Genomic DNA, 17,017 nt, shown 5'->3' with positions numbered 1-17,017 from the left:
CATAGGCTTTTCATAACCTCGAGCACTGGAATTGCAGCGCATTCGGGCCTCGGAATGGCACGTTAAGCTTTCCCGCCTATGGCTCCCAGCACACGACCGAGGCTCGCGGCGCGCGATCATCCCGTCCGTCCTGACAGGGCTTCCCCGCTGAGACGCGAACGTCTATGTCAGAGCCTTCCTTCGGAGGGTTTCCATGACGATCAGGCTCGTTCTCGCCGGCTGCGGCAATATGGGTTACGCCATGCTCAGCGGCTGGCTGAAATCCGGCAAGCTGGGGCCTTCGGCGGTCTTCGTGGTCGAGCCCAATACCGATTTGCGCAACCGTGCCGCAGCTCTCGGCTGCAGCACGGCAGCGGATGCCGGCGGCATTCCAGCCGACGCCGTGCCTGATCTCGTCGTCATCGCGGTGAAGCCGCAGGTGATCCGCGACGCCACCACCGCCTACAAGCGTTTCGGCGACGGCCGCACCACTTTCGTCAGCATCGCCGCAGGCACGCCGGTCGCCACCTTCGAGGAGATCCTGGGCAAGCGTGCGCCGATCGTGCGGTGCATGCCCAACACGCCCGCGGCGATCGGCAAGGGCATGATGGTGGTGTTTTCCAATCCCCTGGTTTCCGACGATGCCAAGCGTTTCGTCGCCGACCTGCTGTCGGCCAGCGGCGAGGTCGCCACCATCGATGACGAAGGCCTGATGGATGCGGTGACCGCCGTGTCCGGATCGGGACCGGCCTATATCTTCCATTTCATCGAGGCGCTCACGGTGGCCGCTGAAAAGGCCGGCCTGCCGGCGGCAACCGCCAGGCTGCTCGCCATGCAGACAGTCTATGGCGCCGCCTCGCTTGCCGCCGAAAGCCAGGAGGAACCGGGCGTGCTCCGCCAGCAAGTGACCAGCCCGAACGGGACGACAGCGGCCGCGCTTGGTGTGCTGATGGGCGAAGACCGGCTGACCAATCTGCTCACCCGGGCTGTCGAAGCAGCGCGGCTGCGGTCAATCGAGTTGGGGAAGTAGCGCCGATATCCCGTCAAGCGAGATCGGTGTGCGAAAAGTCGTTGCCTTTGTAGAGCAAGACCGAGCGATGGTTCTTTGCGCAAGCATAGGACAGGCAATCGGCAAGGTTCAACTGCGCGGGGTGCCCACGTCCTTTTCCGTAGTCTGAAAATGCCCTGATCGCGAGTTTGGCGTCGCTGGCATCGATCGGCACGATTTCGATTTCGGCCTCGCGCAGAAAGGCTTCTATCGCCGCTTCCGCGACCACCGGCTCGATAGCAAGCATGGTGGAGAGGCGCATCGCCGCTTCCAGGACCACCAGCGCGGACGTAATCTTGAGAGGTGCGGCCGCGATCCGGTTGCTCCACTCGGCGGCATCCCCTTCTCCCGAAAGAATTGCCACGACAACGGAGGTGTCGACGAACATCAGGGGTGTCCCCACATGTCGTCGATCTCATCCTTGCTCACAGGCCGGCCGCCATGGCCGGCCTTGGCTTTAAGGTCATCGGCGATGGCAGCCAACCGCTTCGCCAGGGGAACGCGTCCGCTTTCCCGTCTCAATTCAGACTCAAGCGCTTCGATGACCGCTTCGGTCATCGAAATCTTGCGTTTGGCGGCAAGCCGCTGTGCCAGTTCACGGGCACGCGGGTCTCTGATCTGGAGATTCATTGGCCGATCCTCAGCGACATATGCCACTACAATGTAGTGCATTTGTCATGACGGCGCCACAACGACCTATTTTCCATAAAGCATCTCATCCTGCAGCCGGCGCAAGGCGAACAGCCTCGTCGTCTGGTCGGGGGCCGCATTGTCGGTGGTCAGCAGTTCGCCTTTGCCAACCGGCTTCAACACCTTGCCGCCCTCGAGCAGGCCGACCGGCACGGCGCACCGGGCGCGGGCTTCTCCGACGGTCATGGTCCAGGACCGGTAGCAGGTCTCGCCGATCGCATCGAAGGTCTCGCCGGGAGCCAGGTCCCGCTTGGCGACGGCACAGACTTCGGCGACGGGCCTTGGCAGCGGCACCATGTCTGGCTTGCCGAAAAGCACGATGCGGGCGGCGGTCAGCGGCACTTCCAGCGACGTCAAATGATAAGGCCGGAACAGGCTGTAATAGGGACCATGGCCGATATGCAGATCGTCCATGCGCTCGATGATGCGCGGATGCGTCGCCTCGACAATGACGAAGACACCGGGCGCCACGCCCTTGCCGATGGTGTAATCGACGACGCCCTTTTTGGTGAGGAGCCCGCCATCCTCGCGCGGAATCAGCACTTTGACGAGGTCGTCGCGGTCGGCCTTGGGGCCGTGCATGCCGGGCACATCAGGCACCAGGCCGGTGGCGTTGGCGATGGCGCACATCTCGACCATGGTCTTGGAGCCGTCGACGAACTCGACCAGCATGCGCGGGTTCATGTTGCGACGGATCGCTTCCTCGCGATAGTCGTCGGGCACGGCGTCGCGGTTGAGTGGGTTGTTCTTGCCCTTGCCGGCCGAGACGATCGTCAGGCCAAGGGCGGAAGCGAACTCGATGAGCTCCATGCAGCTCGACGGCTCGTCGCCGGCGCCGACCGAATAGACGACGCCAAGCCGGTCGGCCTGCTGCTTGAGATAGCAGCCGATGGTGACGTCGGCCTCGACATTCATCATCACCAGATGCTTGCCATGCTCCATCGCCATCAGGTCGAAATCGGCGGCGACGCCGGGCTTGCCAGTGGCGTCGATGACGACGTCGATCAACGGATTGGTGACCAGCATCTCGTTGGAGGTGATGGCGATCCTGCCGCTCTCGATGGCGCCGGTGACTTTCGATGCCGTGTCGGCCTCCACCGCCATCGCCTCGTCGCCATAGGCGATAAGGATGGCGTCACGCGCCGTGTGCGGGCGGCGGGTGGAGATGGCGCAAACCGAAATACCCGGCATCAGCATGCCTTGCGTGACTAGGTCGGTGCCCATTTCGCCCGAACCGATGACGCCGATGCGCACCGGACGGCCCTCGGCGGCGCGGCTGGCGAGATCGCGGGCAAGCCCGGTCAGGGCGACATTGGTCATGCAGGGACGTCCACAGCTTCTTGATTGCTCGCCGGATTAGCAGGGACCGGCCATCTGTGCCAACGAAACCGGCTCCGGCCGGCAATTCCAGCCGAAATTGGCCGGGGAAAAGCGGCCTTCGCATTGGTCGATTGGCCCAAAGGGTTGCCAATTGACATTGTTGTGAACAATCTGAATAAAACATTCGTTTGCTGGCAAAGGCAAATGTTCACCGAGACGATGGATCGGAGTGCATTGGTCTAGGCGCAATTTGGGAGTGCCTTTGTGCCAATGCGGCGGCAGAGGCGTTGGGTGAGATCAAGGAGCATCGCGAGACATAGGCTCGGGCTCCGGGGGAGGAAGAATGGATACTGTTCTCGCTGGCCTCAAGGGGGCCATCGACACGCTCGGCGCGACAATTCTGCTGCCGATCGTCATTTTCGTCATAGCCGTGGTCCTGGGTGCCAGGGTCAGCAAGGCCTTTCGCGCCGCTGTCACGATCGGCGTCGCCTTCATTGGTATCAATCTTGTGCTTGGCCTGATGTTTACGTCGATCGGCGACGTCGCCAAGGCCATCGTCACCAACACCGGCATCCACCGCGACATCATCGATGTCGGCTGGCCCTCGGCGGCCGCGATCGCCTTCGGCTCCTCGGTAGGCCTGTGGGTCATCCCGGTCGGCATCCTGGTCAATATCGTGCTTTTGCTGACGCGCATGACGCGTACGCTCAACGTCGACGTCTGGAATTTCTGGCACTTCGCCTTTGTCGGCTCGCTCGTCGTCGCCGCTACCAACAATCTGGCCTACGGCATTGCCATTGCCGCCCTTGTCGCAGCGCTCTCGCTGCTCTTCGCCGACTGGTCGGCGCGCGCGGTGCAGCAATTCTACGGCGTGCCCGGCATCTCAGTGCCGCATCTCGCCTCGGCGCAGATCCTGCCGATCGCCATCATCCTGAACTGGATCATGGACCGCATTCCCGGCATCAATCGCATCAACATCAACACCGACACCATCGAACGCCGCTTCGGCGTGTTCGGTGAGCCGGTGGTGCTCGGCCTGATCATCGGCCTCGTGCTCGGCGCCATCGCCTTCTACAATGCAGGCGATCTCGGCACGGTGCTGGCCAAGGTGCTGGGCACCGGCATGACGCTGGCGGCTGTGATGCTGCTCCTGCCGCGCATGGTGAAGATCCTGATGGAAGGCCTGCTTCCGGTTTCCGACGCGGCGCAGGAGTTCGTGCGCAAGCGCACCGGCGATCGCGAGCTGCTCGTCGGCCTCGATTCGGCGATCCTGATCGGCCACCCCGCCGCGATCTCGTCGTCGCTGATCCTGGTGCCGATCGCGATCATCCTGTCGGTGATCCTGCCGGGCAATCGCGTCATCCTGTTCGCCGACCTGGCGGTCATCCCGTTCATCGTCGCCATGACCGCGCCTCTGGTGAAAGGCAACGTGTTCCGCATGGTGGTGATCGGCACGGTGACGCTGGCGATCGGCTTCTACGTCGCCAACGCGCTGGCCCCGCTGTTCACCAGCGCGGCCGTCGCGTCGGGCTTCAAGCTCCCGGCGGACGCGCTGCAGATCACCTCGGTGGTCGATGGCTTCCTGTGGGTCCCCTATGTAATCATCGAAGCGATCCAGGGACTTGGCCTTGTCGGCATCATCGTGATCGCGGTGGTCATCGCAGCGCTGTTCGTCCTCTACCGCCGCAACACGCTCGGCTGGGAACGGGCAGCAGGCGCCGAGGACGAGCCGGCAGAAGGCACGGCCTGAACGCCAACACGGCTTCAATTTGAACCGGTCGTGCGCCCTTCGCGGGCGCACGACCCATAACGGAGCAAGACATGTCCGACGGCCTCATGCAGCTTCTGGATCCCGAAGCGATCGTGCTCGGATCCGATGCCTCGACCAATGAGGAGATCATCCGCATCCTGGCCGGCCGGCTCGAGGCCCTTGGCTATGTCAAAAGCTCCTATGCCGACGCGGTCGTCCATCGCGAAAGAACCACCCCGACGGGACTGCCGCTGGAACGCGCCGACAATGTCGCGGTGCCGCACACCGATCCGGAACATGTGCTGAAACCCGGCATCGCCATGGGCACGCTGAGAAAGCCGGTGACCTTCGCCAACATGGAAGACCCCGACGAGAAGCTGCCCGTCGGCTTCGTCTTCCTCCTTGCCATCAATGACAAGGACAAGCAGATTGAAGCGCTGCAATCCGTGATGGCCACCATCCAGAATCCAGAAGCATTGGACGGCTTGAGGTCGGCCAGGACGCTTGACGACGTGCGTGCCGTGCTCGGCTGATACCCAAGGAGAAGCAAGAGATGTCCAGACAGAAAACAATTCTCTTTGCCTGCGGCACGGGCATTGCCACCTCGACCGCGGTCAATGTCGCCGTCACCGAGGCCATGAAGAAGCGCGGCCTGACCTTCAACGCCCAGCAGGCAAAGGCGACCGAAGTACCGGGCCTTGCCGACGGCGTCGACTTCATCGTCTCCACCACCCCGATCTCCGCTTCGGTGACCAAGCCGGTCATCAAGGGCCTCGCCTTCCTCACCGGCATCGGCAAGGACAAGGTGCTCGACGAGATCGAAGCGGAGCTGCGCAAGTAGCTCGCCAACGATGCGACCTGGCGACGGGGCTTGGCTTCAAACCACCCTTAGGTAGCTCGTCATGCCCGATTTCTGGTGCTCGATGATGTGGCAGTGCAGCAGCCAGTCGCCCGGATTGTCGGCGACGAAGCCCAGGCTCACCTTCTCGTTGGGCTGGATGAGGTAGGTGTCCGAAATCAGCGGCTGAACCGGTCGTGTCGACGACGACAGCACCTTGAAGCTCATGCCGTGCAGATGCATCGGATGCGATTGCGGCGTCAGGTTCTCCATGTCGATGACATAGCTCCTGCCGAGCTTCAGTTCTGCCAGCGGCGCGGTCGGATCCGGCGTATCGCCTGGCCACGGCACCTTGTTGATCGCCCAGAAACCGTAGCCGAGTGAACCGCAGATACCATTGCTCGGAATGTTTTCGGCCGTGGCGCTGAGCGCCAGGGAAATATGCTGGGCGCTGGTCAGATCGACATCCGCCACCGGATTGACCTCCAGCGGAGCAAGATCGCGTATGTCTCGCCTGAGTGAGCCGCCCATCGCGCGCAGGGTCGTCAGGATTTTGGGCTTCGTGCCCCTGACATCCCGCAGGCTGACGACAGCGCCTTCCTCGTCCGGCATGCGGATGGCGAGTTCCATGCGCTGTCCCGGGCCAAGCAGCAAGGCATCGGGCGAAAAACGCTGCGGCACCGGATTGCCGTCGAGCGCCATGACATCAGCCTCCGCGCCATCGACACGAAAGGCGTAGATGCGGGTGACATCGGTGATGGCGACGCGCAGCCGCACCAGCCCGCCGGCCGGCGCGTCATATTGCGGCTGGTCGAGCCAGTTGGCGGTGCGCACCGTGCCGTAGGTGCCGGTTCTGGCGGCATCGCGTGGCCGGAACTGCTCGATGAACTGGCCGTCGTCGCCGAGACGCCAGTCGCGCAGATTGAGGACAAATTCGGCGTCGAATTTCGGATCGTTCGGGTTCTCGACCACGATCACGCCGGTCAGGCCGTGGCCCATCTGCTCCAGCGTGTTGCAATGCGGGTGGTACCAGAAGGTGCCGGCGTCCGGCGGGGTAAAGGCGTAGTCGAAATGGTCGCCTGTATAGACATAAGGCTGGACCAGGAACGGCACGCCATCCATCTTGTTCGGCAGGCGAATGCCATGCCAATGGATCGTTGTCGGATCGTCGATGGCGTTGACCAGACGCGCGGCGAAGGGCTCGCCCTTTTTCATCCTGAGCACCGGCGGCATGCCGGCGCTGCCATAGGTCAGCACATTCCTCGTCGGGCCGACGTCCATCAGCTTCGCCTGGATTTTCGCTGTCTGCAGCACCACGGGTTCAGGCGCGGCCACCGCCCAGCCGCCGAGCCGGCCGATGGCGGCGAGCCCGACCCCGCTCGCACCGGCAACCGCGGCCGTTTTGAGAAGCCCGCGACGTGTGAGTAGAGTCATTCAGCGCTCCAACCGCAGGGGTGACCCGCATCCAGTGCCGTCTTGGATCACAGGCGAGCCACCGGCGCAAATGCTGACACGTTGCACATTGGCGACGGCTTGCGCCATCACTTCGAAGCAGGCGAAGATCGGATCGCAGCGGTCCGGTATCGCGCACAATATGCATGCCATGTCCAACGGGTGCGTTCGTCGACCTATTTGAAGCTGGCGATGGGCAGGAACTTCACCGCGGAGCCGGTGAAGCGGCGGTGGTCGGATGCCTGTCCTCGCGGCTGGAATCCGTCGAGATAGACGTGCTGCGGCGCCGTGCGGATCAAATTGGCGGCAATGACAGGCGCCGCTGTCGAACCCGCCTTGCCGGCGATCTCACGGCCCGCCCCGAGCGGCCGGCCGGCCGACGCAGCGGGCACAATGACAGGCGGTGCTTCGGCATCGCCGCGCGGCTGGACACGGTCGGCCTTGGGGCTCGCCCCGACGCGATCTTCGGGTTTCGACGCGGGGACCGGCAGCCGCTGGCCGGCCAGTCCATCGAGGCCGTCATCGGCATGATGCCCGGCCAGCAAGGCAGCGATGACATCGCCGGATCCGGCCTCCGGACGAGGCGCGGCGCTTGTCCGCGGCCGCCACGTCGGCAAGGGGATGTTGAGGTCCGGCGCGGCGTTTGCGGCAGCGGCATTCGTGTTGCCCAAGGAAATTTCGGCATTGGCTGCCGCCGGCTTGGCAGCCGACAGTTCGGCCCGCGCCGCGGAAGCGCTGGCTGTTGTGAACGGCACGGTTTCGCGGGTCGGCGTTTCGGGGATCGGAACACTCGCCCTAGACTCGGTGCGCGGCGCGAAGGCCGGCAGAGGCACCGCGCCGGGCGCCATCGCCATGACGATCGCTTCAGCCGTTTTCGCCTGCTGCTCGACTGGAGGTTCTTCAGCCGGAGCGGCGGAAGCCATCTGGATGTCCGCCCGCTGGGCTGCCTGCGGCGGCACGACAGCGATACCCCCCTGTCCGGCCGGCCTGGTTTCAACGGACTTCGGTTCAACGGATTTGGTTTCAACGGATTTGGCCGGCTTGCGCGGCGCCGGCACCGCTTCCGCGACATCATTCGCTTCCGCGCCGCGACTGCCCAGAAGCGTCGCCAGCAGGCCGCGTGCCGGCCTGCGCTGGCCGCTGTCGGCGCTTGCCAGCTCGATGTTGGGCGTGCCGGCGGCCTTGCGCGATTTGTAGGCGGCAAACGCCTGCTCGTAGCCGGGCAGCGGCTTGCCGTCGCTCGGCACATGCAGCGTGTTGCCGTTCGGGAAGACCCTGGCGAGTTCCTGGCGGCTGATGCCCGGCCAATGCCGCACATTGCCGACATCCATATGGATGAAAGGCGAACCGGATGTCGGATAATAACCCACGCCGCCGCCCTGCATCTTGAGGCCGATGTCGCGCAGTTTCTTCAGCGGCACATCAGGCAGGAAGAAGTCCATCGCGCGGCCAACCATGTGCTGGCTTTCCCGGGCCACGCCCTTCGAGCGGCCGCGCAGCATGGCGTTGGTCGCCGGCGAACGATAGGCGCTGACCACATGGATATAGGCTGTGGAGCCACTGGCCCGATAAGCCTGCCAGACGAGGTCGAGCAGACGCGGATCCATCCTGGTCGGCTCGTTGCGGCGCCAGTCGCGCAGCATGAAATTGATCTTCTTCAATCCCGCCTGATCGTAGCGTCCATCGCGCTTGAAGACGATCTCGGCCTTCTCGCCCGTATGGAGATGTTGGATCTTCAGGGCGCGCGTCTCCGCGAATGCAGTGGTGGCGCACATGCAAAGGAACGCGACCGCAATGGCCGGCAGCCATGTCCAACGAGGGGAGGCGCCGGGTGCGTTTTGTTGGCTTTCGATCACGTTCATGCCTTACACATTGTTCTTGTTTCGGGCGATTTGACGTCTTCGCCGATGCGGAGCCTTCTTTCGACGCTCTCGACCTGACAAGCAGGCTTGACCACGCAGACGGGACATCAGTCCTCGACACGCCGATGAACAGCATCTTGGTTAACGAATCGTGTTCGTGCCCGAAAGGCTGTCCCGCAGGGGCGGTTGCCCGGAATGAACCTGCTTCAGCGAAACAGATATTTCGAGACTTCCGGATTGCCGCGCCGCCACATCACATTGTCCAGGAAGTAGTGGTGCACGTTGATGAATATCCAGGCGATGAAGAGGAAGAGCGACGAGCCGAGCACTGCCTTGTCGTAGGGAATGAGGTCGACCAGCGCCATCGGCACCAGCCAGAAACCGAGCGCTCCCAGAATTGCGCCCACGATGATGAACGCCAGCACGCGCAGCCTGTACAGCGGTCCAAGAATGGACAGGAGCTTCAAAGCCGGCCTCCCGACGGCATCCGCGCGGTCGCGCTCGACATTGGTCTGATAGCGCCAGACCACCGCCAGATACTGCAAGGAATGCATCGCCGGCACGACGAGCAGCCAGAGCGGGTTCCAAGTCACGAACAGTATCCAGGCATAGAGGGACACGACATAGGCGACGACGCCGTTATACGGCAGCGCGCCACCATGCCTGCGCCAGCGATTGATGAACATCACGGCGGTAGCCGCCGAGGAGGCGGCGGCGATCGACATGGCGATGGTGATAAGCCATGGCGGGACCGCGAAGGTGTAGTAGTCCAAACCCCAGAACTGCCTCTGGGTGATCACCATGTTGGTCTGCAGCCATGCGAACAGCCACACGGCATAGCCGTTGAACAGCAACACCTTCTTGTCCTGATCGCTGAAGAATTTGCGCTTCAGCACGGCATCGACCATCAGCATGCCATAGCCCTGCTTGACGTAGTGCCAGCCCACGAAAAAGCCCATCGCGTTGGTCGCATAGCCGAGCAGCCGGGTGTTCCCCGTCAATGAACCATAGGCAAAGAAGGCAATCATCGCCAGCGGGACGACGATGCCCGCCAAAATATAGCGGATCTGCAGATTGCGGCTGTAGCCGTCGCCGCGCACCTTGCGCGCGAAATTGCGATAGAAGATCTGATACGAATGACCGAAGTGCGGCTGGTTTATGAGATGGGAAAGCAAGAACATCGTCAGCGTCACAGCAGCTTCGTATCTGAGCGGCACGAAATACAGGACCGGCAGGATCAGAAGCGCGCTTCCGCCAAGCATGAAAAAGTCGATGAACGGGCCAAAGAGATATTTTTGCGGCGCGGCCGCGACTGAAGCGGGGGCATCCGCCGAAAGGTGAAGTGCCATGCTCCCTTCCCCTGTGAGCGTTTATTTAGCCATCGACCCGAGCGCCCGACAAGCCGTCAGCCCGCGAAAACGACCGAGTTGGGCGGTGCGATAAGGGAGGCAGCCATGTCGCGGAGCGCCAAACAGCGCTTGTCCGACGCACGCCAGGCGTCAAGGCAGATAAAATTCGAGATTCGGAGATAAGCTGGTGCTGCGAGAGAGGATTGAACTCTCGACCTCTCCCTTACCAAGGGAGTGCTCTACCACTGAGCTACCGCAGCCGCCGATGGCGGGGCTTCTGCCATATCGAACCGGCAAGCGCAAGGCCAAGAACAACGCTTCTGTGAAAGCCTTTGCCGGATAGCTTTCAATGACATGGCGGCGCCACAATCTTGGCTATCCCTGAATGTCGGTTTGGCCGGGCGCCGGCCGGGACGGGACGATGAGCGGCAAGACAATTCCACCGAGAAACAGCGGCACCGACCGCAAAAGCAGGCTTGCCGAGCAGTTGCGCGCCAATCTGCAGAAGCGCAAGGCGCAGTCGCGCTCGCGCCGCACCGGCGAGGCCGACCAGCGGCCGGACGGGCTCACCGCTTCCAAGGAAATGCAAAAAGATTAACTCAAATCGGCCACACTTAGCTTGGGATGGGCGAAATGCTATTTCTTGAACCAAGCCAGCCGATGGTCTAGACGGGCCGACACTCAAACGATTGAACCGGCCTTTTTGGCCGAGAGGGACGTTCTCCAATGGATCGCATCAGAATTGTCGGCGGCAACGAGCTTGCCGGAAGCATTCCGATCTCGGGCGCGAAAAACGCCGCCCTGCCCTTGATGATCGCCTCGCTTTTGACCGACGACACGCTGACCTTGGAAAACGTGCCGCATCTGGCCGATGTCGAGCAGCTGATCCGCATCCTCGGCAATCACGGCGTCGATTATTCCGTCAATGGCCGCCGCGAGAAGCAGAATGAGGGCTATTCGCGCACCATCAACTTCTCGGCCCGCAACATCGTCGACACCACGGCGCCTTACGAGCTGGTGTCGAAGATGCGGGCTTCGTTCTGGGTGATCGGGCCGCTGCTGGCCCGCATGGGCGAGGCCAAGGTGTCGCTGCCAGGCGGCTGCGCCATCGGCACGCGGCCGGTCGATCTGTTCCTCGAAGGCCTCCAGGCTCTCGGCGCGGATATCGACGTCGACACCGGCTATGTCATCGCCAAGACCCGCAATGGCCGCCTTGTCGGCAACCGCTATGTGTTCCCGAAGGTGTCGGTCGGCGCCACCCATGTGCTGATGATGGCGGCCTCGCTGGCCAAGGGCGAAACGGTGCTCGAAAACGCCGCCTGCGAGCCCGAGATCGTCAACCTCGCCGAATGCCTCAACGCCATGGGCGCGAAAATTTCCGGCGCCGGCACGCCTGTTATCACTGTCGATGGCGTCGAGGCGCTGTCGGGCGCACGCGTACGCGTCATCCCCGACCGCATCGAGACCGGAACCTACGCCATGGCGGTCGCCATGACCGGCGGCGACGTCGTGCTCGAAGGCGCGCGTCCCGAGCTTTTGCAGACCGCGCTGGATGTGATTTCACAGACCGGCGCCGAGATCACGCAGACCAATTCCGGCATCCGCGTCAAGCGCAACGGCGCCGGCATTTCGCCTGTCGACGTGACGACGGCGCCCTTCCCGGCCTTCCCGACCGACCTGCAGGCGCAGTTCATGGGCCTGATGACCATGGCCAAGGGCAAGTCGCGCATCACCGAGACCATCTTCGAGAACCGCTTCATGCATGTCCAGGAACTGGCCCGGCTCGGCGCCCACATCACGCTTTCCGGCCAGACGGCGATCGTCGACGGCGTTCCGAAACTGAAGGGTGCGCCGGTGATGGCGACCGATCTTCGCGCCTCGGTGTCGCTGGTCATTGCCGGACTGGCGGCCGAAGGCGAGACCACGGTCAACCGCGTCTATCATCTTGACCGCGGCTTCGAGCGGCTGGAGGAAAAGCTGTCTAATTGCGGCGCTGTGATCGAGCGGATTTCCGCTTAGAACCCCAAGGCAGCCGCTTCAAGTCGGCGTCCAATGGGCAATTGTCGAGTCGGCACCGCCCCCTTATCTGCCTGCCGGCATCCGCGATCGGGGTGCGTCCTTCTCCCCGTCTCTATACGGGGAGAAGTGCCCGGCAGGGCGACGAGTAGCGGTGCAAACCTGAAGCGATTGTCCTGGCGCAGAACCCCTATCGCGGTTGCGTGCTTCGAAAAGACCGCCTAGAGCCTGTTTTGTCTGAGCATGATCTTTGCCAAAAACCGGTTTCCACTTTTCGGGATCATGCTCTAACAGAAGGCTGAACAGTCAACTTTCAGGTGCGAAATCCGCATGAATGCCCTCAAGCTTATCGCGCTCGACGACCAGGACCTGGGCATCGTCTCGGCCCATGTCCAGGATGCCGTGATGAAGGTTTCGGACCTCGAATATCTGCCCGCGGCCAAACGTTTCGTGTTGACCATGAACCGCTTCGTCTGGGAGGCGAAGTCGGGCCTGTTTCGCCAGCATAACGAGCGGCGCCAGGCGGTGCTGCATTTCGACCGGGTGTTGGGCGCCAAGACCAACGGCATTGCCCGCGACAGGCCGACCGAGGTTCTGTCCCTGCTGGCCATCAGCTTCATCGAGATCAGCAAGCCCGCGGGCATCGTCGAACTGATCTTTTCAGGCGGCGGCACCATCATGCTCGATGTCGAGTGCATCGAGGCCCGCCTTGCCGACATCGGCGGCGCGTGGGAAGCCACCTCGCGTCCCGTGCACAGGGCCTGAGCGTCTCATGGCCATCACGCTTCGCCAGTCCGACGCCGATTTCGAGCAGCGTTTCGCCGCCTTCCTTCTGACCAAGCGGGAAGTGTCCGCCGATGTCGAGGCCGCGGCGCGCGAGATCATCGCGCGGGTGCGCGCCGAGGGCGACGCGGCGCTGATCGACTATTCCAAGCGATTCGACCGCGCCGACCTCAGAAGCGTCGGCATTGCCGTATCGAAGACCGAAATCTCCAGCGCCTATGATGGCGCCGATGCGGGGACGATCAAGGCGCTCGAATTCGCGCGTGACCGGATACGCGCCTATCACGAGCAGCAGCTTCCAAAGGACAGTCGCTATACGGATGCCGCCGGCGTCGAACTCGGCTGGCGCTGGACGGCGATCGAGGCTGTCGGCCTCTACGTGCCGGGCGGCACCGCAAGCTATCCAAGCTCCGTGCTGATGAACGCCATACCGGCCAAGGTTGCCGGCGTCGAACGCATCGCCATCTGCGTACCTGCCTCCGGCGGCGCCATCCCGCCGCTGGTGCTGGTGGCGGCCGACATATCGGGCGTTTCCGAAATCTACCGCGTCGGCGGCGCGCAGGCGATCGCGGCCCTTGCCTATGGCACCGAAACGATCCGTCCGGTGGCCAAGGTCGTCGGCCCTGGCAATGCCTATGTGGCGGCGGCCAAGCGGCAGGTATTCGGCACGGTCGGTATCGACATGATCGCCGGCCCCTCGGAAGTACTCGTGGTGGCCGATGGCGACAACGATCCGGACTGGATCGCGGCCGATCTGCTGGCCCAGGCCGAACATGATGTGTCGGCGCAATCGATCCTGATCACCGACGATCCGGCCTTCGGCAAGGCGGTCGAACGGGCGGTCGAGCGCCAGTTGCAGAGCCTGCCGCGCGGCGAGACGGCCGCGGCGAGCTGGCGTGATTTCGGCGCGGTGATCGAAGTTCCGACCATCGAGGCCGCACTGCCGCTGGTCGACCGCATCGCGGCCGAGCATGTCGAGTTGGCTATCGACGATGCCGAAGGCTTCCTGTCGCGGATGCGCAATGCCGGCGCCGTTTTTCTCGGCCGCCATACACCGGAAGCCATCGGCGACTATGTCGGCGGCTCCAATCACGTGCTGCCGACCGCACGCTCGGCGCGGTTCTCGTCGGGCCTGTCGGTGCTCGACTTCGTCAAGCGCACCTCGGTGCTCAGACTTGGACCGGAGCAGTTGCGCGTTCTGGCGCCGGCGGCGATCACGCTCGCCAAGGCGGAAGGGCTCGACGCGCATGGCCGCTCCGTCGCCATACGGTTGAACATGTAGGCTGATATGACGGGCTCCGATCAAACCCGCGCAAAACTGATCGATGTCGAACTCGATGAATCGATCGGCCGTTCGACGCCTGATGTCGAGCATGAGCGGGCGGTAGCGATCTTCGACCTGATCGAGGAGAACAGTTTCCGGCCCGTCAATGACGGCGGCACAGGCCCCTATCGGCTAAAGCTGTCGCTGGCCGAGCAGCGCCTGGTCTTTGCCGTGGCGCGCGAGGACGGCACCGGGGTCGTCACCCATATCCTGTCGCTGACGCCGCTCCGGCGCATCGTCAAGGACTACTACATGATCTGCGAAAGCTATTACGACGCCATCCGCTCCTCGACGCCGAGCCATATCGAGGCCATCGACATGGGCCGCCGCGGACTGCACAATGAGGGCTCGCAGACGCTGATGGACCGGCTCGCCGGCAAGATCGACATCGACTTCGATACGGCGCGCCGGCTGTTCACGCTGGTCTGCGTGCTGCACTGGCGGGGCTGATCCTGGCACCCGGCGCCCTGCCCCGCTCGATCCTGTTCCTGTGCGGCATGAATGCCGTGCGCTCGCCGATGGCCGAGCAGTTGGCGCGCCGGATGCTGCCCGCCACCATTTTCGTCGCCTCGGCCGGCGTGCGCGCCGGCGAGCGTGACCCGTTCGTCGATGCCGTGCTTGCCGAGGAAGGCCTGTCGCTGGGCGAGCGTCACCCAAGGACATTGGACGATCTCGAGGACGACTATTTCGACCTGATCGTGACGCTGGCGCCGGAGGCGCACCACGCCGCGCTCGAGCTCACCCGCTCGCTCGCCGTCGAGGTCGAATATTGGCCGACGCCGGACCCGACCGATGCCGGCGGCACGCGCGAACAGATCATGGCGGTCTATCGCGATGTCCGCGAGCGGCTGAAGGCGCGCATAAGCCGACGTTTTTTGCTTCCAGAAGCAAAAAACGCGACGGATTAAGCGTGTTCACAAGCGCACGATTATCATATAGGTTCCGCCGAAATTCCGGCTGGAGTCGGATGATTTCGGGTCTGTTCGACCTGAAATCCGAATCCGCCTCCAGGTCAAAGAAGTAGAGCATGATGTCGTCCGAAAACCGCTTCACACTTTTCGGCATCGTGCTCTAGGCGCCGGAACTGCCATCCAAGCAAAGGTATCGAATGCCGAAGGAAGAAGTCCTCGAGTTTCCTGGTGTCGTGACGGAATTGTTGCCCAACGCGATGTTCAGGGTGAAGCTCGAAAACGAACACGAGATCATCGCCCATACGGCCGGCCGCATGCGCAAGAACCGCATCCGCGTGCTGACCGGCGACAAGGTTCTGGTCGAGATGACGCCATACGACCTGACCAAGGGCCGCATCACCTACCGTTTCAAGTAAGATCAAGGCCCGGCCGGAACGCAATGAGCATTTTGCAGAAGCTGGTGCTTGCCTCGGGTTCCCCGCGCCGCATCGAACTCTTGCAGCAGGCCGGCATCGAGCCGGACCGTGTGCTGCCCGCCGATGTCGACGAAACACCGTTGCGTGCCGAGCATCCGCGCTCACTGGCCAAGCGGCTGTGCCAGGAAAAGGCCGAGAAGGCGCTTGCCTCGCTGAAGACCGAGACGGATTATGCGCCGAGCTTCGTGCTGGCCGCCGACACGGTGGTCGCGGTCGGACGGCGCATCCTGCCCAAGGCCGAAACACTGGATGACGCCGCCAATTGCCTCGGGCTGTTGTCCGGCCGCTCGCACCGGGTCTATTCCGGCATCTGCCTGATCACGCCGGGCGGCAAGCTGCGCCAGCGGCTGGTCGAGACGCGGGTGCGTTTCAAGCGGCTGCCGCGCGAGGAAATCGATGCCTATGTCGCCTCGGGCGAATGGCGCGGCAAGGCCGGCGGCTATGCCGTCCAGGGCCTCGCCGGCGCCTTTGTCGTCAAGCTCGTCGGCTCCTACACCAACATCGTCGGCCTGCCGCTCTACGAGACGGTGGCACTGCTTTCCGGCGAGGGTTTCAAGACCCACCAAAACTGGCAGTCCGCGCGGCCATGAGCCTCGACGACAAGGTGACGCCGCTGCGGCCCAAGCGCCCTTGCCCCGAATGCGGCAAGCCATCGGCGCGCGAGACCTATCCATTCTGCTCGAAGCGCTGCAAGGACATCGACCTCAACCGCTGGCTGAAGGGCGCCTATATCATTCCCGCCCGCGACGACGAGGAAGACCCCGACGCCGACGAGCCGAAATAGGGATCGCTCCGCCGGCCCCCTCAGCGCCTTCAACAAATCCCCGAGCTGTTGGCGGCATGAGGCCGTTCGATTTCCGCGACGACAGGCAAGCCAGACGGGCAGGCGCATGGCATTGAAACCGACCTATCGAAGCGCATTTCTTTTCCTACGGAAAATCCGCACCTAGGCGCTGGACAGGCCGGATTCCCATGCTATAACCCACGCGCTTTCAAGGGGCGCCCACGGCGCTTCCAGCGAAATCCGGAGCGCGAGTCATTCGTTAGCCGGAACAGGCCCAGATAGCTCAGTTGGTAGAGCAGCGGACTGAAAATCCGCGTGTCGGTGGTTCGAATCCGCCTCTGGGCACCATCACCTTTTCTGTACGGCCCGGAGACATGGGTGACAGAGCGTACCTAAGACATGGGTGACAATCTCGTGCCGAACGGATTGTCGATG

General features: G+C 63.2%; 19 protein-coding genes and 2 tRNA genes. 14 read left to right on the top strand and 7 right to left on the bottom strand.

Annotated features, from left to right (window positions below; genetic code table 11):
* Window positions 1-193: 193 nt before the first annotated feature.
* Entirely contained in the window at window positions 194-1,009 is an 816-nt protein-coding gene (gene proC / locus FJ958_RS19320; protein ID WP_140744781.1) for a pyrroline-5-carboxylate reductase, read from the top strand.
* 13 nt (window positions 1,010-1,022) lie between these two features.
* Here proC and FJ958_RS19315 read toward each other — a convergent pair whose 3' ends face one another.
* The 3 genes from FJ958_RS19315 to FJ958_RS19305 form a co-directional block, all read right to left on the bottom strand.
* Entirely contained in the window at window positions 1,023-1,415 is a 393-nt protein-coding gene (locus tag FJ958_RS19315; RefSeq protein ID WP_140744780.1) for a type II toxin-antitoxin system VapC family toxin, read from the bottom strand.
* On the bottom strand, window positions 1,415-1,657 hold the full coding sequence (locus tag FJ958_RS19310; RefSeq protein ID WP_140744779.1) for a type II toxin-antitoxin system VapB family antitoxin: 243 nt from the start codon (window positions 1,655-1,657) through the stop codon (window positions 1,415-1,417). The genes FJ958_RS19315 and FJ958_RS19310 overlap by 1 nt, the downstream gene beginning before the upstream one ends.
* Window positions 1,658-1,723: 66 nt before the next feature.
* On the bottom strand, window positions 1,724-3,037 hold the full coding sequence (locus FJ958_RS19305) for an NAD(P)H-dependent oxidoreductase (protein ID WP_140744778.1): 1,314 nt from the start codon (window positions 3,035-3,037) through the stop codon (window positions 1,724-1,726).
* 343 nt (window positions 3,038-3,380) lie between these two features.
* On the opposite strand from FJ958_RS19305, the gene FJ958_RS19300 reads away from it, so the two are divergent.
* The 3 genes from FJ958_RS19300 to FJ958_RS19290 all read left to right on the top strand — a co-directional run bounded on the left by FJ958_RS19300 (window position 3,381) and on the right by FJ958_RS19290 (window position 5,628).
* On the top strand, window positions 3,381-4,787 hold the full coding sequence (locus FJ958_RS19300) for a PTS transporter subunit IIC (RefSeq protein ID WP_140744777.1): 1,407 nt from the start codon (window positions 3,381-3,383) through the stop codon (window positions 4,785-4,787).
* A 71-nt stretch (window positions 4,788-4,858) separates the two neighbouring features.
* Window positions 4,859-5,320 carry a PTS sugar transporter subunit IIA gene (locus FJ958_RS19295; protein ID WP_140744776.1) on the top strand — a complete coding sequence of 154 codons (462 nt, stop codon included), beginning with the start codon at window positions 4,859-4,861 and terminating at the stop codon, window positions 5,318-5,320.
* 20 nt (window positions 5,321-5,340) lie between these two features.
* Window positions 5,341-5,628, top strand: coding sequence for a PTS sugar transporter subunit IIB (locus FJ958_RS19290; protein ID WP_140744775.1), 288 nt, complete (start codon window positions 5,341-5,343; stop codon window positions 5,626-5,628).
* Between the two features lie 36 nt (window positions 5,629-5,664).
* On the opposite strand, the gene FJ958_RS19285 is transcribed toward FJ958_RS19290, so the two are convergent.
* From FJ958_RS19285 to FJ958_RS19270, 4 genes are all read right to left on the bottom strand, one after another.
* Window positions 5,665-7,059 (bottom strand): multicopper oxidase family protein, encoded by a 1,395-nt coding sequence (locus FJ958_RS19285; RefSeq protein WP_140744774.1) that lies wholly within the window; start codon window positions 7,057-7,059, stop codon window positions 5,665-5,667.
* 194 nt (window positions 7,060-7,253) lie between these two features.
* Window positions 7,254-8,939: a DUF882 domain-containing protein gene (locus tag FJ958_RS19280; protein ID WP_140744773.1), complete on the bottom strand. Its 1,686-nt coding sequence runs from the start codon at window positions 8,937-8,939 to the stop codon at window positions 7,254-7,256.
* A gap of 206 nt (window positions 8,940-9,145) precedes the next feature.
* Complete coding sequence (locus FJ958_RS19275; RefSeq protein ID WP_140744772.1) at window positions 9,146-10,288, bottom strand: hypothetical protein; 1,143 nt, start codon at window positions 10,286-10,288, stop codon at window positions 9,146-9,148.
* Window positions 10,289-10,473: 185 nt separating this feature from the next.
* Window positions 10,474-10,548, bottom strand: a tRNA-Thr gene (locus FJ958_RS19270).
* A 161-nt stretch (window positions 10,549-10,709) separates the two neighbouring features.
* Between FJ958_RS19270 and FJ958_RS19265 the strand changes: the two genes are divergently transcribed.
* The 10 genes from FJ958_RS19265 to FJ958_RS19215 all read left to right on the top strand — a co-directional run bounded on the left by FJ958_RS19265 (window position 10,710) and on the right by FJ958_RS19215 (window position 16,930).
* Window positions 10,710-10,886: a hypothetical protein gene (locus FJ958_RS19265; protein WP_140744771.1), complete on the top strand. Its 177-nt coding sequence runs from the start codon at window positions 10,710-10,712 to the stop codon at window positions 10,884-10,886.
* Window positions 10,887-11,014: 128 nt separating this feature from the next.
* Window positions 11,015-12,307: a UDP-N-acetylglucosamine 1-carboxyvinyltransferase gene (gene murA / locus FJ958_RS19260; protein WP_140744770.1), complete on the top strand. Its 1,293-nt coding sequence runs from the start codon at window positions 11,015-11,017 to the stop codon at window positions 12,305-12,307.
* 327 nt (window positions 12,308-12,634) lie between these two features.
* Window positions 12,635-13,069, top strand: a complete 435-nt coding sequence (locus FJ958_RS19255; RefSeq protein ID WP_140744769.1) for a DUF2948 family protein — start codon at window positions 12,635-12,637, stop codon at window positions 13,067-13,069.
* 7 nt (window positions 13,070-13,076) lie between these two features.
* Entirely contained in the window at window positions 13,077-14,369 is a 1,293-nt protein-coding gene (gene hisD / locus FJ958_RS19250; RefSeq protein ID WP_140744768.1) for a histidinol dehydrogenase, read from the top strand.
* A 6-nt stretch (window positions 14,370-14,375) separates the two neighbouring features.
* Window positions 14,376-14,861: a UPF0262 family protein gene (locus tag FJ958_RS19245; RefSeq protein WP_140744767.1), complete on the top strand. Its 486-nt coding sequence runs from the start codon at window positions 14,376-14,378 to the stop codon at window positions 14,859-14,861.
* Window positions 14,849-15,319, top strand: coding sequence for a low molecular weight phosphatase family protein (locus FJ958_RS19240; RefSeq protein ID WP_140744766.1), 471 nt, complete (start codon window positions 14,849-14,851; stop codon window positions 15,317-15,319). Before FJ958_RS19245 ends, FJ958_RS19240 begins: the two co-directional genes overlap by 13 nt.
* Before the next feature lie 200 nt (window positions 15,320-15,519).
* Window positions 15,520-15,738: a translation initiation factor IF-1 gene (gene infA / locus FJ958_RS19230; RefSeq protein ID WP_006200926.1), complete on the top strand. Its 219-nt coding sequence runs from the start codon at window positions 15,520-15,522 to the stop codon at window positions 15,736-15,738.
* A 23-nt stretch (window positions 15,739-15,761) separates the two neighbouring features.
* Window positions 15,762-16,388 (top strand): Maf-like protein, encoded by a 627-nt coding sequence (locus FJ958_RS19225; protein WP_140744764.1) that lies wholly within the window; start codon window positions 15,762-15,764, stop codon window positions 16,386-16,388.
* Window positions 16,385-16,582, top strand: coding sequence for a DNA gyrase inhibitor YacG (gene yacG, locus FJ958_RS19220; RefSeq protein ID WP_140744763.1), 198 nt, complete (start codon window positions 16,385-16,387; stop codon window positions 16,580-16,582). The genes FJ958_RS19225 and yacG overlap by 4 nt, the downstream gene beginning before the upstream one ends.
* 272 nt (window positions 16,583-16,854) lie before the next feature.
* Window positions 16,855-16,930, top strand: a tRNA-Phe gene (locus tag FJ958_RS19215).
* Window positions 16,931-17,017 lie beyond the last annotated feature (87 nt).

The sequence above is a fragment of the Mesorhizobium sp. B2-3-5 genome, assembly GCF_006442395.1.
Lineage (GTDB): Bacteria > Pseudomonadota > Alphaproteobacteria > Rhizobiales > Rhizobiaceae > Mesorhizobium.
Note: the sequence above shows the minus strand (reverse complement) of the source record. Positions and strands in the feature narration are given on the sequence as shown.

Coding starts and splice junctions, on each gene's coding strand:
- FJ958_RS19285 (WP_140744774.1), bottom strand. CDS start 7,059: ATGACTCTACTCACACGTCGCGGGCTTCTCAAAACGGCCGCGGTTGCC.
- FJ958_RS19295 (WP_140744776.1), top strand. CDS start 4,859: ATGTCCGACGGCCTCATGCAGCTTCTGGATCCCGAAGCGATCGTGCTC.
- FJ958_RS19275 (WP_140744772.1), bottom strand. CDS start 10,288: ATGGCACTTCACCTTTCGGCGGATGCCCCCGCTTCAGTCGCGGCCGCG.
- FJ958_RS19225 (WP_140744764.1), top strand. CDS start 15,762: ATGAGCATTTTGCAGAAGCTGGTGCTTGCCTCGGGTTCCCCGCGCCGC.
- FJ958_RS19300 (WP_140744777.1), top strand. CDS start 3,381: ATGGATACTGTTCTCGCTGGCCTCAAGGGGGCCATCGACACGCTCGGC.
- infA (WP_006200926.1), top strand. CDS start 15,520: ATGCCGAAGGAAGAAGTCCTCGAGTTTCCTGGTGTCGTGACGGAATTG.
- FJ958_RS19265 (WP_140744771.1), top strand. CDS start 10,710: ATGAGCGGCAAGACAATTCCACCGAGAAACAGCGGCACCGACCGCAAA.
- yacG (WP_140744763.1), top strand. CDS start 16,385: ATGAGCCTCGACGACAAGGTGACGCCGCTGCGGCCCAAGCGCCCTTGC.
- FJ958_RS19310 (WP_140744779.1), bottom strand. CDS start 1,657: ATGAATCTCCAGATCAGAGACCCGCGTGCCCGTGAACTGGCACAGCGG.
- FJ958_RS19245 (WP_140744767.1), top strand. CDS start 14,376: ATGACGGGCTCCGATCAAACCCGCGCAAAACTGATCGATGTCGAACTC.
- FJ958_RS19315 (WP_140744780.1), bottom strand. CDS start 1,415: ATGTTCGTCGACACCTCCGTTGTCGTGGCAATTCTTTCGGGAGAAGGG.
- FJ958_RS19305 (WP_140744778.1), bottom strand. CDS start 3,037: ATGACCAATGTCGCCCTGACCGGGCTTGCCCGCGATCTCGCCAGCCGC.
- FJ958_RS19290 (WP_140744775.1), top strand. CDS start 5,341: ATGTCCAGACAGAAAACAATTCTCTTTGCCTGCGGCACGGGCATTGCC.
- murA (WP_140744770.1), top strand. CDS start 11,015: ATGGATCGCATCAGAATTGTCGGCGGCAACGAGCTTGCCGGAAGCATT.
- FJ958_RS19255 (WP_140744769.1), top strand. CDS start 12,635: ATGAATGCCCTCAAGCTTATCGCGCTCGACGACCAGGACCTGGGCATC.
- hisD (WP_140744768.1), top strand. CDS start 13,077: ATGGCCATCACGCTTCGCCAGTCCGACGCCGATTTCGAGCAGCGTTTC.
- FJ958_RS19280 (WP_140744773.1), bottom strand. CDS start 8,939: ATGAACGTGATCGAAAGCCAACAAAACGCACCCGGCGCCTCCCCTCGT.
- proC (WP_140744781.1), top strand. CDS start 194: ATGACGATCAGGCTCGTTCTCGCCGGCTGCGGCAATATGGGTTACGCC.